Here is a 15,677-nt window from a genome sequence, read left to right as displayed (position 1 = left end):
ACCGCACTGCCCGCGAAGGACCTGTCCGCGAAGAACCCGTCCGCAACGGCCCAGCCCGCGACGAGCCAGCCCGCAGCAGTCCCCCGAACAGTCCGGCATGCCGTCGTCCACCATGGCGCTGCTGTGACGGCGGCCCCACCGACTCCGGCGCAGCAGCTTGCCCGGCTCACTCTCGCTCAGCGGGTCGGCCAACTCTTCATGGTGGCAGCAGCGGCAACCGGAGCCGACGCCAACACCATGTCCGACCTGACCAGGTTCCACGTGGGCAATGTGTATCTTGCGGGGCGGAGCCGCGCGGGCACCGCGGCGACGACGGCTGTCGTTCGCCGGATGACCGCCACCGTATCAGCTGCCACCACCGCTGGCATCCGCCTCGCGGTGGCGACCGACCAGGAGGGCGGCTTCGTCCAGGTCCTCAGCGGCCCCGGCTTCTCGGCCATTCCCACCGCGCTGGCTCAGGGAACGCAGACGACGGCGGCCCTCCAGGCGAACGCGCGCGTCTGGGGCAGCCAGCTGCGCTCGGCCGGGCTCACTATGAACCTGGCGCCCGTGATGGACACCGTGCCGGGCCGACAGTTCGCTCGGCGGAACGCGCCCATCGGTTTCTTTGGCCGCGAATATGGGTTCACTCCGCAGGCAGTCTCTGCCCACGGGGGCGCCTTCGCCGCCGGCATGCGTCAGGCGGGCATAGCGCCGGTCATCAAGCATTTCCCGGGACTGGGCCGCGTCACGCTGAACACCGATACGAGCCGCAACGTCAAGGACACCGTCACCACGCGTACCGACCCGTATCTGCTGCCGTTCCGGACAGCAATCCAGGCGGGCACCCGGTGGGTCATGGTCTCGAGCGCCTACTACACGCGTATCGACGCCGGCCGCATCGCCCCGTTCTCCCCTGTGATCATGCGGACCATGCTGCGCACCGATTTGCACTTCACCGGCGTCGTCATGTCCGATGACCTCTGCGACGCGGCGCAGCTGGCTCCGTGGGCTTTGGGCACGAGGGCCACAAGCTTCATCAATGCCGGCGGAACCATGCTGCTCTGTGCCAACCCCCGAGCCATTCCCACCATGTACACCGCGGTGCTGCAGCTCGCCCAGCGCAGTCCCGCGTTCGCCGCCGCCGTCAACGCCGCCGCCCTGAAGCTGCTCACGGTGAAGACCGGGCATTAGGGGCCGGGACTGTTCGGTCGGCTCGAGGGCGTGGCTGCATCTGGCTGCCCGCTGGTTATTGCCAAAAAGGGCCGCCTGCCGAGGCTTCTAAGCGGCCCTTTTGGTACCGCGGCGAGGCGAGAAGGCCTCGAAGCGGCCACTTTTGGTAAATCCACGCCTGCACACCAGCCCAGGAAGCGCGAACGTACACTTGCGGCCCTCATCCCGGCTACAAGGAGGCGAGGAAACCGTCAGGCGACCAGGCCGGAGACCAGGTTGATGGTGGTGGCCAGCACGATCGCGCCCAGCAGATAGGACAGCAATCCGTGGCGGAGCACCGTGCCGCGCATGGCGTCGGTCTTGAGGTTGGTGTCCGAGACCTGGTAGGCCATGCCCACGGTGAAGGCCAGATAAGCGAAGTCCGTGTAGCGCGGCGGCTTGTCCTGGTTGAAATCGACGCCGGCCTTGTCCCGGTAGTAGATGGAGGCGTAGCGCAGTGTGTAGAGCGTGTGGACCAGGAACCAGGACAAGGTCGAGCTCCCGAGCCCGAGTGCGATGATGCCCGCTTTGGCTCCGCCCTGGCTGTTGGAGGCGTCCAGGAGGATCATGGCAACGCCACCGAAGCTGGCCACGGTGGCGGCGAGCACCAGCGCGTCGGATGCGGCCCGGCCGGGGTCGTCGCGCCGGGCGTGGGCCGCCGTCGCCGCTGCCTGCAGGCCTCCGATGATGGCCCACACCCAGATCAGATATGTGGCGGACGCTGCCGCCCACCCCATGGCCGGCGCGTAGGTCCATGACTGCAGGAACCCCACCGCCACAGCCGTTGCCAGTCCGACGACCGCCATCACCAGCAGCCGGAGCCGCGAATGATGCGCCGGCCGGTTGAAGTTCGATGCCGGGTATCGTGCGCCGTCCACTCTGCTCATGCTCTGATCATTACAGTTTTAGACCGCGGCTGTTTCGGGACGCGCAGACCGGTGCTGCAAGAGGTTCAGCCGCAGCCAGGGCCACTTCGGGTTCCAACTGATGCAGCAGGAAGTCCGAGGCGGTTTCGCCCATGCCGGTGGTGAGAACCTTGACCACCCAAAACCACGCGGCGATTTCGGGGACTTTGGACAGTGCCGGGCGGCCGGGCGCCCAATGACCTGCCTCGGGCTCAACAGAGGTGGCTACGGTACGTGTGGCCACGCCACCCGGTGCGGGACCGCTCTCGGGGCGGGTCATTTGCGCCACTGCTGGGCGGCCCGGGCATGCTCGGTCCCATCAACGGAAGATCCGCCGCCGGCGGAGGGTCCGTCATCAACTGAAGATCCGTCGGCGGCGGAGTCAGCCGCCTCGGCTTTGGTGTTGCGGCGCCGCCTGAGCCATTCCACTCCCCACGGTATGACGGAGGCCAGAACCAGAATGACAGCTATGACGTCGATGTTCTTGGCCACGACGTCGTAATGCCCCAGCCACGTACCAAGCAGGGTGACGGTGACCGCCCACGCCAGGGCTCCAACGATGTTCCACAGTGTGAAGGACTTGTAGTTGTAGCGCACCATGCCTGCGCTGAGCGGCGCGTAGGTCCTGACGATCGGCGCGAAGCGGGCCAGCACCAGGGCAGGACCGCCATGCCTCCGGAAGAAGTCCTCGGTCTTGTCCAGGTGCGAGGTCTTCAGGATTTTGGCGTCATCCTTGAACCACCGACGCCCGAATTTCCGTCCCAGCATGTAGCCCACCTGGTCCCCGGCCACAGCCGCAGCCGTGATCACACCGATCAGCACGGGCAGAGCTAGCTGCAGCTGCTGGTGCAGGAGTCCCGCCGTGAAAAGCAGCGAGTCGCCGGGCAGGAACGGGAACAGCACTCCCGACTCGATGAAAACCATGGCCGCAATCACCACCACGGTGGCCGGCCCCAGCCCCTGGAGCAGCGAAGCGGGATCGAGCAGCGGGGGCATCCCGGCGGAGGACGCCAAGGCAGGGGCGATCGCCACGGCATGAAGTGAAAGCATGGAACCAATGTCCCGTGACGCTTGAAAGAAAACCCTAAGAATTACGACGGCGGACGCCGCCCGTGCGCCGTTTCACCAAAAAAGGCCGCTCGGAGTGGGTCCGAGGCGGCCTTTTTTGGCGAACCCCCTGTGCCGAAACCCAGGAAGCGCTAACTGAGAGCAGGAACCTGTACGGCGCCCGGCTTGAAGCGGGATCCATAGCCGGGGGCGGAGGGCACGTCGATCCGCGCGTGGGTGTGGATCTCGGCAACAGTGGCCTTGGTGTGCTCAGCGATGTGCTCCAGCGTCGTCACCCACATGCCGTCCATGCCCTTGACCCGCTCGATCAGCCGCTCAAGTGCCACAGCCTTCGACGGCCGGCCCGAGATGAACGGGTGGTTCGTAAGCACGAAGCAGCTCCCCTGCGAGTGGTGCGCCTCGGCCTCAAGCGTCCACATCTCCAGCACCTTGGCCGGGCTCTCGATCACGCCGCTGCCCGTCACGCCGGGGTAGAACGCGTACTGCTCCCAGTCGTCCAGCGTCCAGTCCACGGGGATCTCCACGATGTCGCGGCTGTCGCTTCCGTCCTGCGAGACAGCCATCCGGTAGGGCGCATCGCCGTCGAGCAGGCTGGAATCGTAGAGGAAGCCGCGGTCCGCGAGCAGCGCCGGAGACTGCCAGTTCAGCTCCCACCACGGTGCCCGGTACCCCACCGGCCGGATCCCGGCCACCTTCTCCAGCGCCTCAAGCCCCCGGTCCAGGTACGACGCCTCGGTCGCGGCGTCGATCCCCTGCATCGGCTCGTGCAGGTACCCGTGATGCGCAACCTCGTGTCCGCCGTCGACGATCTGCCGCACCATGTCCGGGTAACTTTGGGCCGTGAACCCGGGGATGAAGAACGTCCCGCGGACCTCCTGCCGCGCCAGGATCTGCAGCAGCCGCGGCACCGCCACCTTGGGCCCGTAGGACTGGTGGCTCATGAGCGACATGCGGCGGGTGCTGGCGGGGTCGTGCGCGATGACGCAGGATTCGGCGTCGACATCGAAGGTGAAGGACGCCGCGGCGGTGAAGCCGGCCGGCCAGGTGATGGGGTGCTGGGAATCCGCGAAGGCGCTGGTGCTCATGCCGGAGTTCCTTTCGTCAGAGGGCGAAGTGGAGAGGAAGGGTTTAGAGTTCGACGGCGGGAACCGGCTGGGGTGCCTGCCCAGCGTCTGGTGCGTTGACCGCAACAGCCGCAGGGCCGCCGTCGGACGTCACCGTCACGTACGGCCGGTGCAGCCGGGGGCCGAGAACCGCGTAGACCGCGGCGCTGGTGAGGCCGCCGGCCAGCCAGGAGAGGTCCCAGCCGCCCAGGGCCACGGCGATCGGGCCCTGCATGATGGGGATGAGGCCGTACATGAACAGCCAGGTGGCCACGATGCCGGCGAGCAGCGAGGTGACGCCGGCCCAGTTGACCACGGGCAGGCGGCGGGTGCCCACGCCGTCGAACAGCCGTTCCACGTTGCCGGGCCAGCGCTTCTCCAGCCAGAAGAAGTGCACCAGCATCACGCCGCCCCACGCGGCCACCCAGGCCACCAGCCCGATCAGCCAGGCGTCCAGCACCGAGGCGAAGTCCTCCTGGAAGATGAAGAAGACGACGGCGATGAGCGAGAAGACGCCGACGAACAGGTTGAGCTTGCGGCGGCTGACGGTGATGTCGAGCGCCTGGGTGGCCACCGAGAAGGTGTAGATGTTGAGGATGTTTGTGGCGATGGGGCCGTGCAGCACCATGAGGAGGACGGGCAGTGCCATGGCGCCGAAGTTCTGCACGATCAGTTTGCCGGGGTCGACCTCGCCGCTGTTGGTGGCGAGGCTGGCGCCGAGGACGCCGAGCCAGACGACGGGGATGAACTGGCCCAGGACGGAGGCCAGGTAGACCTTTTTCTTGGGGACGGTTTTGCTGACGAAGCGGGAGTAGTCGGCGGCGTAGGTGAACCAGGTGATGCCCCAGCCGATGCCGATGGCCGTCATCACGGCGCTCATGGCCGCGATCCGTTCCGAACCCTGCAGGATGTTGCCCGCGGGGCCGGCGTAGGTCCAGTCGATTTTCAGCCCGAACCAGGCGACGGCGGACATGACCACGAGGATGATGATGGTGGGCGGCACCGTCCATTTTTCGAAGGCGGCGATCGCCTTGTAGCCGAACCACGCGATGGCAACCTGGGCGGCCATGATGAACGTGGCGACGCCGATCTTCCATTCGTAGTTGTGGGCGGCGGGATCCACCCAGCCGAGGGTGCCGAAGAGTGCCATGACGAGATCGAGGATGATCCAGGTGTTGACGGCGCACCAGCCCACCACGAGCAGGGCCTGGATGGCGGCCGGGAGGTAGTTGCCGCGGCGGCCGAATGCGGCGCGTGCCAGGACCATGCCGGTGGCGCCGGTCTTCTGGCCCAGCAGGACGAAGCAGCCGAAGAGAAGCATGCCGATCAGGTTGCCGAGGACCAGGACGGTGACGGTGTCAGCGAAGCCTAGGCCCAGGTTGATGCCGAGGGCGCCGAGGACCCAGTTGATCGGGGCGAGGTTTGCGCCTGCCCAGATCCAGAACTGGCCGGACACTTTGCGGGTGCGCGCGCTTTCCGGAATGGGCTGGAGCCAGGCTTCGAAGTCCTCGGCCTGCTCCATTGCGGGCCCGGACTGCGGTGTTGAGGAGTTGTGCATCGGAAAAGCCTCCGTGTGAGGAAGAAGAGCCTCCGGGAAGAAGGGATGGATTAAGCGTATGTGGGCCCCATCACAGCAACAAGGTACGATCTGTCTAGCAGAATTCCCTTGCCTATGACGGAGTGTCAGATCAGTGTTCCTCGAAGACGTCCTGAAGCACCGGACCGTCCAGGCGGCTGACCCGCTGCTGCGCGCCGCCGCCTCCGCTGTGGCCGGCCGGCAGGTCCGGTGGGTGCACTCGAGCGAGGTCCTGGACATCGCCCCCCTGCTCCGCGGCGGCGAGCTCCTGCTCAGCGGCGGGCAGGCCCTGGCCACCGCGTCCGATCAGCGACGGGTTGATTACGTGCGCGAGCTGGCGGGGCGTGGCGTTGCGGCTTTGGCCATCGAGACCGGGCCCGTCCTGCCCGACATTCCCGAATCGATGCTGGTCACCGCCGAGTCCCAGGGGCTCCCGCTGTTCGAGTTCCGCAAGGTGGCCCCCTTCGTGGGCATCATGCAGGAGATCAACTCGATCCTGGTGGGCCAGTCGGTGGAGCTGCTGCAGCGCGGGGACGAGATCAGCCACGCCATGGCCGCCGAACTCGCCCACGGCGGCGGGCTGGACGAGGTGCTCGCCGTTCTCGCCGGGCAGACCGGGACGGCTGTCCGCCTCGTGTCGCCGGCCGGGCTGACTCTGGGGAGTGCGGGTTCCGGTGGTTCCGTGGGTTCTGTGGGCGGAGCCGACGGCGGGGTTTCTGCCGGCGTGGTTTCTGCCGGTGTGGTTTCTGCTGGCGTGTCCGACGGCGGCGGTTCTGCCGGCGGTCCCGGAACCGCCGGTCCGGCGGCAGCGGGTTCCGGGACAGTAAATACGACGGCGGTGAGTACGACGGCGGTCGAGGTTCCGGTCCGCGGCGTGCTGGCTGCGCGCCTCGAGCTGGAGGTGCCCGAGGGCGTCGACGCGACGTTTGTCCGGGTGGCCGGCGAGCGGTCCGTCGATATCCTCGGCCTTGCGCTGCTGCAGCGGATGCCGCCGGGACTGAAGGAGCTGGCGGGAGCCGAACTGATGCGGGCCGTGCATTCCGGTGCCCAGCCGTGGCGGCTGGAGCAGCTGGGCGCGGCGGCGGGGTTCGCCGTCGACGGTCCGGTGGCCGCCGTCATGATCCGTTCCGCGGCGTCGGGCCGGCTGCGCCCGGCACTGGATGCGGTCCTGGCGGCGTCGGTTCCGCATGCCGCGAGTTACGCTGACAAGCTCGAGCTCATCGCGCTGGCCGGCCTCCCCCGCGAGGGAACCCGGGCCGCGCGGGCGTCCCTGATCGAAGCGCTGGGCAGCCTCGATATCCCGGAAGGTTCCGCGATCGCCGTCGGACCTCTGGGCCAGGGCATCGGCGAGGCAGCGTGGTCCATGGCGGAGGCCCGGCGGACGCTGGATCTGGCGCCCCGGACTGGCCGCGCTGCGAGGCAGGTGCGGGACGCCGACGCGTTTGGTGCCGAGCGCCTGGCCGCCGAGAGCATCGACGCCGGCGCCCGCCGCGACTTCGTCCGCCGCACACTTGGGCCGATCCTCGAGCACGACGAACAGCGGAACTCCCAACTCCTGCATACCCTGACCGTGTGGCTCGACTCCGGCTGCAACACAGCGCAGGCGGCACGCGAACTGCACCTGGAACGGCAGTCGATGTACCACCGGCTGCAGCGCATCTTCGACCTCTGCGGCGGCGACCCCCGCGGAACCGGCCGACTCGTGGGCCTGCACCTGGCAACCCGCCTGGCCCCACTCCCCTAAGGAATTCGGTGGCAAGAGCTGAGAGAGCGTTTTTGGAACCTAACGCTCGATCAGATCCTGCCGTTTTCCACCCGACCCTCTCTCAGATCCTGCCGTTTTCCACCCGACCCTCTCTCAGATCCTGCAGCCTGAACCCAAACGCTCGATCAGATCCTGCCGTTTTCCACCCGACGCTCGGTCAGATCCTGCCGCCTGAACCCAAACGCGTCCTCACATCCCGCTCAGGAGAAGTGGCGCACCCGTTTCCACCCGGGATCAGAGGCGTGCTTGCTGGACCCGCCGGCCTTGTGCGCGGCTGTCTCGAGGGCGTCGCGCCCGTTCCGGTCTTCGGAATCCGAGTAGTAGTGCAGCACCCTTTTCCCCGCTGCCGTCTCATGGGCCACCAAAATCCCTCGGAATCCAAGTGCCGCGGAGATGTCGTCCTCGATTTCACGGAGCACGTCGAGCGACGCTGACGTGGGCAGGCCGTCGTCACGCTTGTCCTTATATGCCAGCCACACCTCGGTATGGAGGTCGAAAATCGGATAGTCGATCCAGCGCAGCGGTCGGCGGGCAGTCACGATGCTCCGCTTCCCGTTGCGGGTCGCCCCTTCCAGGAGGGCCCATCTGTCGGGCTGTGATTGAGCGGCCATCGCCTTGACGGAAGCAGTGAGGTCGGCGGCGGTAGCGGTGGCCGTCCCGCCAACGTCGGCAATATCGACGGCACCGACCCACCGTTCGACTCCATCCTCCCCAAGAATCCAATCCAGAAGCAGGAACGAAACCTGGAGCGGCCCCCGCTCGGGCATATCAGCGAAGAGCGGATGGTGAACCGCAATGTCGACGAGTTCCCTGCCGAGATCCTCCGTAATCCGGAAGCGCGCGTCACCCAGGTGGAGGCTGTGGCCGCCGATCTCGATGACGTTGTCCGCCGCCCCGGAGTTCGGCTGACGCGCGGCGGCGAACTCCCAGGACTTGTCGGCAGCCGGAGCCGCCCGGAGCCACTGCTCGGCGATACGCCGCAAAGCCGGATCGCCCTCGGAACTGACAGTAAGGAGACTGCGGGCCATGCGCCCGGGCCCCGTATCCCAGGCCAGGCCCGGATGGACGGCTGCTATCTGCGCGCTCATTTCGTTTGGAAGCTCGCCCCATTGGCCGGCGTCCACAGCGGCACTGAACCGGCCCGCGCCTTCCGCGACCCACCATTGCCAGAACCCTGGAATTGGATGCACAGATACCGGAGCGGCTTTGCGCTTAAAGAATCCCACTTCTTCCCCCTCATCAGCGTGGATGCCACCTCGCACGAATCTACCTGAGCCCGCAGGTGGTACGGATAGGCTCGACTCATGTTGCCCGAACGCTACCTCGCCGAGCTCGCAAACCACCTCCGCGCCCTCGAAACGCTGGCGCGCCAGCCGGAGAGCGTCCTCGGCAGGTCAGTTCCGGCGTGCCCGGGCTGGACCCTCGATGCACTCTTCGGCCATGTCGGCTCGATCGAACGGTGGGCGGCCGCAGTGGTCCGGGCCGGCAAGTACGTCGAGGAACAGGCCCCGCCGGCAGGGAACGCAGCCGCTTGGTTCCTCGAAGGGGCTCCGGATTTCCTGGCCACCATGAACTCCCTGGACCCCGCGGCGCCGTGCTGGAACTTCGGCCCTCCCCCGCGGACGGCCGGTTTCTGGCTTCGCCGGCAGGCCCACGAACACGCCATCCACCTTGTTGACGCCCACCAGGCGTCCGGCCTGCCGGACCCCGAGTTCGCCGAGGACTTCATGTTCGACGGCGTCGACGAGGCCCTGGCGATGTTTGCCCCGCGGCAGATCCGGCTCCAGCGGATGGCCGACCCGGGAAGAGCGGTTACCTTCCGCGTAAACGACGGCGCGGCCTGGACAATCGGCAACGGCGCCGTAGCGGCGTCGATCACCGCAGCGCCGCGGGAAATGTACCTAGGCCTCTGGGGCCGCTCCAGCCTTTCAGACACGGCAGTGCTCGACGGCGACGCCGACCTCGCGCTGCGTGTCATCCGCGGTCCGCTCACGCCGTAAACCACACGCCGTAAACACCCCCTTCCAAAGCCCGATGCAGTTGTCATGCCGCGGCGCCCGTCATGCCGTGGCGCCGCAGTGTTCAAGAGGCGGACGTGCTCTACCGGGCGTTGCCGTCCAACGCGCACCGAAGCGGCCCGGCAAGCCACTGCTCCACTTGCTGCTGAGAGCGCAGCCTGACCACTGTCACGTGCGGCGACGCCGTCTCGAGGGCCAGAATCTTGGCGCGGAACCTGAAGCGTGTGGAGACCGCCCATCGCACAATGTGGTCGGGGTCGGTGAAGAACGTGCGCAGTGGAGGCTCGGTGTTGCCGTTCCAGAGCACTTCACGTCTAAGCCGGCGGCGCAGCGTCCGGCGGACGAGGCGCGGGATCGTCGTTGTCCAGAAGGGCAGGTCGAGCCACACAACCATGTCGGCGCGCTCGGTCAGGAGTGGACGGGCAGCCTTGTACTGCCACTCCGTTGTCCATGAGTCCTGTGCAACCATCGAGCGAACGTCGTCGAGGAAGGACTCACGCGGCACCCAATTCGGGCCGTGGTACAGGGCGTCGATTTCGATGTGGGGTGCACCGATGACGACGGCGATCCGGCCGGCAAGCGTCGTCTTGCCGGTCCCGGATACACCAGCAACCGCTACCCGGAACGGGCGGCGCGGCAGGGGCTCCTCGTGGGTCAGCACAATACTGATGCTAGCGACGAAAGGTGAGGAAGCGTTGCACAGGGAAAGGCCTGGCCGCGCTCAGCGCAGCCAGGCCCCTTCCCCATTTGAAAGAGCGGCTAGCTGATCCTCCGACGGTACGCCGCCATCGCGAAGACGTAGGCGAGGACCAGGATGCCGAGGCACCATGCAAGAGCGATCCAAATATCGACGCCGACCGGCCGTTGCGCGAACAGGTCCTGGATCGTGTTGACGATCGAGGTGACTGGCTGGTTCTCGGCGAACGCCCGCACAGGACCCGGCATGCTGGCAGTGGGGACGAAAGCCGAACTGATGAACGGCAGGAAGATCAGCGGGTAGGAGAAGCCGCCGGCACCATCCACGGACTTGGCCGACAGCCCGGCAATGACCGCGATCCAGGTGAGTGCCAGGGTGAACAGGGCGAGAATTCCGACGACGGCGAGCCACTCCAGCGGGCCGGCCGACGTCCGGAAGCCCATCAGCAACGCCACCAGCACGATGATCACGAGCGACAGTCCGTTGGCAACCAGCGACGTCAGGACATGGGCCCAGAGCACGGACGACCGGGCGATCGGCATGGAGTGGAACCGCTCGAAAATGCCGCTCTTCATGTCGGTGAACAACCGAACCGCGGTGTACGCGATGCCCGACGCGACCGCGATCAGCATGATTCCGGGAAGCAGGTAGTTGATGTAGTTGTCGGTACCTGTCCTGATGGCGCCGCCGAACACGTAGACGAACAGCAGCATCAGCGCGATCGGCGTGATTGCCGTCGTGATGATCGTGTCCACGCTGCGGAAGATGTGGCGCATCGACCGGCCCAGCAGCACGGCCGTGTCCCCGAAGAAATGCTTGCTCATGACCGCTCCTCACTAGTCCCAACACTGGCACGCGACCCGGCCTTGCCGTCCTTCCCCACCAGCGCGAGGAAGATGTCCTCCAGGGTCGGCTGCTTTTCGACGTACTCGACTTCCGCCGGCGGAAGGAGCTGCTTCAGCTCCGCAAGGGTCCCATTGGCGATGATCCGTCCCTCATGAAGAATGGCGATCCGGTCCGCGAGCTGCTCGGCCTCGTCGAGATACTGCGTGGTGAGCAGGACGGTGGTCCCCTGCGCGGAGAGATCCTTAACAACCTGCCAGACTTCGATGCGCGCTTCGGGGTCGAGCCCGGTCGTCGGCTCATCCAGGAAGATCACCTTCGGCTGCCCGATCAGGCTCATGGCGATGTCGAGCCGGCGGCGCATGCCTCCGGAATACTCGGACACCTTCCGCGTTCCCGCCTCGGCCAGGCTGAAGCGCGCCAGCAGATCATCCGCCACCGCGCCAGGGTCCTTCAGGTGCCGCAGCCTGGCCACCAGCACCAGGTTCTCCCGGCCGGAGAGGATCTCATCCACCGCCGCGAACTGTCCGGTCAGGCTAACGGATTCCCGAACTTGGGCCGACCGGGCACCAACGTCGAACCCATACACGGTGGCCGTGCCGCCGTCGGGCTTTAACAGTGTGGAGAGGATCCGCACCATTGTGGTCTTCCCCGCCCCGTTCGAGCCGAGAAGGGCGAAGATGCTGCCCGGCGCCACGTCGAAGTCCACGCCGCGCAGCACCTGCAAAGATTTGTACGACTTCTCCATACCCCGCACGCTGACCGCGGGCTCGCGGTCCCGAACAGGGGCGGCGCCAAAACTCATGGGACTTCCTCCTCTTTCGTGATGCCTTCGATCGTTTCGGTCAGCCGCTTCCGTTCCTTGTTGATCCACTGCCCCTCCGAGTAGTTCTGGAGGAACGTCTCCGCGAACTCCACGGGATCCTCCCCCACGACTTCCCGGACCGGCGTTCCGCTGGCCGCGCTCTGCTCGAAGAGATCCGCCAGATCCTCCAGCATCTTCACCAGGGTCTCCCCCTTCGTGATCGCGCCGAAGTAGGTCAGGTACCGCTCCAGCGCCTCGATCGCCGTGCGGTAGTTTGCGGGCAGCTGCTTGGTGCGTGCCTTGTACTGCTTGTACTGCTTCTTCTGTTCGAGCGAGCCGGTGACCTGCTCAATCCATCCCATGGCCATGTCTATTTCCCTCCCTTTCGAAGCTGTTCAAGCCGCTCGGCCAGAAAGCTCCACGTTTTCCAAAACTCATCCAGGTACGCCTCGCCCTGCGCGTTGAGCGTGTACACCTTGCGCGGGGGACCTTTCTCGGACGGCCGCTTCTCGACGTCGACCAGCCCCTTTTGCTCGATCCTCACCAGCAGCGCATAGACCGTGCCCTCGGCGATATCGGCGAATCCCTTGTCCCGCAGCAGCGTGGTGATCTCGTATCCGTACGCCGGCTTCCCGGTCAGGAGGGCAAGAACGATGCCCTCCAGCGTCCCCTTGAGCATCTCTGTCATTTGCTTGCCCACCGACACCTCCTCCAGCTACTTAGTACTACTAGCTACCAGTACATAGTAACGCTATGTAGGCAAAGCGCAAGGGTTGGGAAACAGCCGGTGGAGGTACCGTTATAGCCACAAGGGAGGTCCCGCAATGTCAGAATCCGAATACTCCGCACTCCAGGACCGGGCGGCCATGGGCGATGCCGATGCGGTGGGTGAGCTGATTGAACTCGCCGCTGAGCGGGAAGACTTCGAAGTACTTCACCGCCTCGCCGCGAACGGCAGCAAGGACGCCATAGACCAGCTCGTTGAGCTCGCCGCGGAAAAGGGGGACGTTGAAGAACTCCGGCGGCTCGCCGCCGGCGGCAGCAGGGACGCGGCAGACGTGCTGACCGAAATGGAAAGTTAAGGACGGAACGGACGACGCCGGCCGCTCACCTTAAGGACAAAATGGACGACGGCGGCCGCTCACCTTAAGCGACTTACCTGGCCGCGCGAGGAACCCTGCCCGCAACCTCGACGGCGTCCTCATACCCGAGCGGGGCGGACAACCTAAAGGCTGCCTCAGCGTCGCCGCGCTGCACATCTGATGCCAGCAGCCGCACATGCACCACGTCATCGTGGGATTCACTGCAGGCCAGGATGTCTCCCCGCGCCCGGTCCCCGTGCGAAACGGACTCCGGATAGGGGTGGAAAATTATCCACCACGGATCACCGGCCTCGTCCCGGAAGAGATAACCGGCAGCGGTGGTGATGGCGAAACCGTCCACCCCGCGGCCGCCGTAGCCCTCCACCGCATCAGGCGGCGCGGCGAACCTGATCCCGCCCTCTTCCCTAAGGCCCTTGTTCCAACGCATCTGACGTACCCGCCTTGAAGAACGCACGCCCTTTGAGGGGTGCCCTGGTTACATCAAAGCCCCACGCATGCCCGCCCGGACCGCCCAGCCGCGAAATATTGACGGATTATTGACGCGCGGAAGCTCCTCGCAGAAAGTCCGACGGCGGCACTCGCCAGAAGTTTGTCCGCCCAGGGAACCCGACGGAACGTGAGGACGCGTTCGGAAACCCAAACGCTCGATCAGCTCCTGCCGGTTAAACCCAAACCCTCCATCAGCTCCTGCCGGAAAATCCCCAACGCTCACTTCCCGTGCTGATAGAGCGTCAGGAAAACGCCGACACCAACTGATAGAGCGTCAGGAAAACGCCGACACCAACTGATAGAGCGTCGGGAAGAAAGCTGCAGGTAGTGAGAGGGCGTTGGGCAGGCGGAAGGGCCCGGCGGCGCTCTCGCGGCCGGGCCCTTCACGGGTCAGTTCCCTCCGAAACGGATGGATCGATTCCAGGATTTAGTGGTTGGCGTCGGACTTCTCGTGCTCGCCGCCGTGGACTGAGTGGTGGTGTCCGGGGTGGTGCTCCTCGTACTCGATCTCCAGCTCGTCGGCGGAGGTGAGTCCGTTGGGGAGGTCCACGGTGTGGCGGGGGCCGGTGTAGGTGTTCTTGACCCGGATTTCCCAGGCCAGCCACAGGGCCAGCAGCGTTCCGCCCACCACCAGCGGCGTGTAGTTCACGAACTTCCAGTCGAACTCCGGGTTCCACGGAACGCCGCCCGGGGAGCTCGGCATGAGCGCGATCACGGTGGTGATGGCAATCTCCACCACCGCGATGGTGCCCAGCCATTTGTAGTTCCGGCCCAGGTGCCAGGAACCGCGCTGGAAGGACGAGCCCTTGCGGAGCCGCTGGTAGATCGGGATGGCGAAGGCCAGGTACAGGCCGACGACGCCGATGGAGACCACCGCGTTGAAGGCGACCGGGACGGGGGCGCCGTTGATGTCCACCTCGACGAGGGCGGGCAGGGTCAGGATGATCGCCAGGCCGGCAACCAGGGCCACGCTGTACAGCGGCACGCCGCTCTTGTTCAGGCGGGTCCAGAGGCGGGCGCCGGGAACGGCGCCGTCGCGGCTGAAGGCGAACAGCATGCGGGTGGTGGAGGTCATGCAGGCCATGGCGCAGAAGCACTGTCCCACGGTGGAGATCACCAGCACGGCGCTGACCCACGGGCCGCTCAGTGCCTGGTTGAGCACGGTGACCACGCTGCCGCCGCTGGCGGTGACGGCGTCGGCGTCCTGCACGGCGAAGAGGATGCCCAGCAGCAGGATCCAGCCGCCGATGGCCGAGTAGAGGATGGCCTGCCAGATGCCGTTGGCGGCGGAGTTGGAGGCGCCCTTGGTCTCTTCGGACATGTGGCAGGAGGCGTCGTAGCCGGTAACGGTGAACTGGGGCAGGATCACAGCCAGCGGAAGCACCAGGAAGATGAAGCCCATGCCGGTGGTCTCGCCGTCGAACCATCCGGAGTTGTTGATGCGCTGGGTGAACACGTCGGCCATGCTGGCGTGGCGTTCCGGCACGAAGATGATGATGGCAATGATGGCCACGGTGCCGATGACGTGCCACCAGACCGAGATGTTGTTGAAGATCGCCAGCAGGTGGCTGGAGAAGATCGAGAGCAGGGTGACCACCACCAGCACGCCAATGAAGATCAGGAACACCCGGGTCAGCGAGTACCCCTCGGCCCAGCCTGAGCTGAACGAGGAGAGGGTCACGTCAATGAAGGTGGCGCAGCCGTAGGAGACGGCAGCCACGATGGCGAGCAGGCCGAGGAAGTCCAGCCAGCCGGTGAAGTAGCTGGAGCGGAGGCTACCCAGTTTGGCCGCCCAGTAGTACATGCCGCCGGAGGTGGGCATCGCGGAGACGAGTTCGCCCATGCACAGGCCCACCACGAGGATGAGCGCGCAGACGACGGGCCAGCCCCAGCTGATCGCGGCGGGACCGCCATTGTTCCAGCCGATGAAGAAGCTGATGAACGGGCCGCTGAGGATGGAGATGACCGAGAAGGAGATGGCGAAGTTGGAGAAGCCGGACCACGATCGCTTCAGTTCGGGCTTGTAGCCCAGATTGGCGAGGAGTTCGTCGTCGGACCGTTGGGATTGGGTGACAGACATGGCATTAAGTCCTTGGGTCTTGAGCCGATGGTTT

At 66.0% G+C, this 15,677-nt stretch carries 17 protein-coding genes; 4 read left to right on the top strand and 13 right to left on the bottom strand.

Features of this window, described 5'->3' with window-relative positions; genetic code table 11:
* The first annotated feature begins 123 nt into the window (after nucleotides 1–123).
* Nucleotides 124–1,173 (top strand): glycoside hydrolase family 3 N-terminal domain-containing protein, encoded by a 1,050-nt coding sequence (locus tag R5O87_RS19485; RefSeq protein WP_410556635.1) that lies wholly within the window; start codon nucleotides 124–126, stop codon nucleotides 1,171–1,173.
* A 230-nt stretch (nucleotides 1,174–1,403) separates the two neighbouring features.
* On the opposite strand, the gene R5O87_RS19480 is transcribed toward R5O87_RS19485, so the two are convergent.
* From R5O87_RS19480 to R5O87_RS19460, 5 genes are all read right to left on the bottom strand, one after another.
* Nucleotides 1,404–2,078: a DUF1345 domain-containing protein gene (locus R5O87_RS19480; protein WP_410556636.1), complete on the bottom strand. Its 675-nt coding sequence runs from the start codon at nucleotides 2,076–2,078 to the stop codon at nucleotides 1,404–1,406.
* A gap of 10 nt (nucleotides 2,079–2,088) precedes the next feature.
* Nucleotides 2,089–2,376 (bottom strand): hypothetical protein, encoded by a 288-nt coding sequence (locus R5O87_RS19475; protein WP_410556637.1) that lies wholly within the window; start codon nucleotides 2,374–2,376, stop codon nucleotides 2,089–2,091.
* Nucleotides 2,373–3,146, bottom strand: a complete 774-nt coding sequence (locus R5O87_RS19470; protein ID WP_410556638.1) for a DedA family protein — start codon at nucleotides 3,144–3,146, stop codon at nucleotides 2,373–2,375. The genes R5O87_RS19475 and R5O87_RS19470 overlap by 4 nt, the downstream gene beginning before the upstream one ends.
* A 149-nt stretch (nucleotides 3,147–3,295) precedes the next feature.
* Nucleotides 3,296–4,249, bottom strand: a complete 954-nt coding sequence (locus R5O87_RS19465; protein ID WP_410556639.1) for a polysaccharide deacetylase family protein — start codon at nucleotides 4,247–4,249, stop codon at nucleotides 3,296–3,298.
* Nucleotides 4,250–4,292: 43 nt separating this feature from the next.
* Nucleotides 4,293–5,825 carry a purine-cytosine permease family protein gene (locus R5O87_RS19460; protein WP_410556640.1) on the bottom strand — a complete coding sequence of 511 codons (1,533 nt, stop codon included), beginning with the start codon at nucleotides 5,823–5,825 and terminating at the stop codon, nucleotides 4,293–4,295.
* A 133-nt stretch (nucleotides 5,826–5,958) separates the two neighbouring features.
* On the opposite strand from R5O87_RS19460, the gene R5O87_RS19455 reads away from it, so the two are divergent.
* On the top strand, nucleotides 5,959–7,587 hold the full coding sequence (locus R5O87_RS19455; protein ID WP_410556641.1) for a PucR family transcriptional regulator: 1,629 nt from the start codon (nucleotides 5,959–5,961) through the stop codon (nucleotides 7,585–7,587).
* A gap of 221 nt (nucleotides 7,588–7,808) precedes the next feature.
* Here the strand turns inward: R5O87_RS19455 and R5O87_RS19450 are convergent, their stop codons facing one another.
* Nucleotides 7,809–8,696, bottom strand: a complete 888-nt coding sequence (locus R5O87_RS19450) for a DUF695 domain-containing protein (protein ID WP_410556642.1) — start codon at nucleotides 8,694–8,696, stop codon at nucleotides 7,809–7,811.
* Between the two features lie 216 nt (nucleotides 8,697–8,912).
* Here R5O87_RS19450 and R5O87_RS19445 point away from each other — a divergent pair, with 216 nt between their 5' ends.
* A complete protein-coding gene (locus R5O87_RS19445) occupies nucleotides 8,913–9,608 on the top strand; it encodes a maleylpyruvate isomerase family mycothiol-dependent enzyme (protein ID WP_410556643.1) in 696 nt (231 codons plus the stop codon).
* A 100-nt stretch (nucleotides 9,609–9,708) separates the two neighbouring features.
* Here R5O87_RS19445 and R5O87_RS19440 read toward each other — a convergent pair whose 3' ends face one another.
* From R5O87_RS19440 to R5O87_RS19420, 5 genes are all read right to left on the bottom strand, one after another.
* Nucleotides 9,709–10,287: a P-loop NTPase family protein gene (locus R5O87_RS19440; protein WP_410556644.1), complete on the bottom strand. Its 579-nt coding sequence runs from the start codon at nucleotides 10,285–10,287 to the stop codon at nucleotides 9,709–9,711.
* Nucleotides 10,288–10,385: 98 nt separating this feature from the next.
* Entirely contained in the window at nucleotides 10,386–11,147 is a 762-nt protein-coding gene (locus R5O87_RS19435) for an ABC transporter permease (protein WP_410556645.1), read from the bottom strand.
* Entirely contained in the window at nucleotides 11,144–11,971 is an 828-nt protein-coding gene (locus R5O87_RS19430; protein WP_410556646.1) for an ABC transporter ATP-binding protein, read from the bottom strand. The genes R5O87_RS19435 and R5O87_RS19430 overlap by 4 nt, the downstream gene beginning before the upstream one ends.
* Entirely contained in the window at nucleotides 11,968–12,339 is a 372-nt protein-coding gene (locus R5O87_RS19425) for a DUF1048 domain-containing protein (protein WP_410556647.1), read from the bottom strand. Before R5O87_RS19425 ends, R5O87_RS19430 begins: the two co-directional genes overlap by 4 nt.
* Before the next feature lie 2 nt (nucleotides 12,340–12,341).
* Nucleotides 12,342–12,671: a PadR family transcriptional regulator gene (locus tag R5O87_RS19420; RefSeq protein WP_410556648.1), complete on the bottom strand. Its 330-nt coding sequence runs from the start codon at nucleotides 12,669–12,671 to the stop codon at nucleotides 12,342–12,344.
* A gap of 124 nt (nucleotides 12,672–12,795) precedes the next feature.
* Here R5O87_RS19420 and R5O87_RS19415 point away from each other — a divergent pair, with 124 nt between their 5' ends.
* A complete protein-coding gene (locus R5O87_RS19415; RefSeq protein WP_410556649.1) occupies nucleotides 12,796–13,053 on the top strand; it encodes a hypothetical protein in 258 nt (85 codons plus the stop codon).
* A gap of 73 nt (nucleotides 13,054–13,126) precedes the next feature.
* Here R5O87_RS19415 and R5O87_RS19410 read toward each other — a convergent pair whose 3' ends face one another.
* Both R5O87_RS19410 and R5O87_RS19405 read right to left on the bottom strand, forming a co-directional pair.
* The gene (locus R5O87_RS19410; RefSeq protein ID WP_410556650.1) at nucleotides 13,127–13,501 is read right to left on the bottom strand and encodes a hypothetical protein; all 375 of its coding nucleotides are present in this window, start codon (nucleotides 13,499–13,501) and stop codon (nucleotides 13,127–13,129) included.
* 489 nt (nucleotides 13,502–13,990) lie between these two features.
* The gene (locus tag R5O87_RS19405) at nucleotides 13,991–15,643 is read right to left on the bottom strand and encodes an amino acid permease (RefSeq protein ID WP_410556652.1); all 1,653 of its coding nucleotides are present in this window, start codon (nucleotides 15,641–15,643) and stop codon (nucleotides 13,991–13,993) included.
* Nucleotides 15,644–15,677 lie beyond the last annotated feature (34 nt).

It is taken from the genome of Arthrobacter globiformis, assembly GCF_046536215.2.
Classification (GTDB): domain Bacteria; phylum Actinomycetota; class Actinomycetes; order Actinomycetales; family Micrococcaceae; genus Arthrobacter; species Arthrobacter globiformis_E.
The sequence above is the reverse complement of the archived record's forward strand: the minus strand, read 5'-3'. Positions and strand labels throughout refer to the sequence as shown.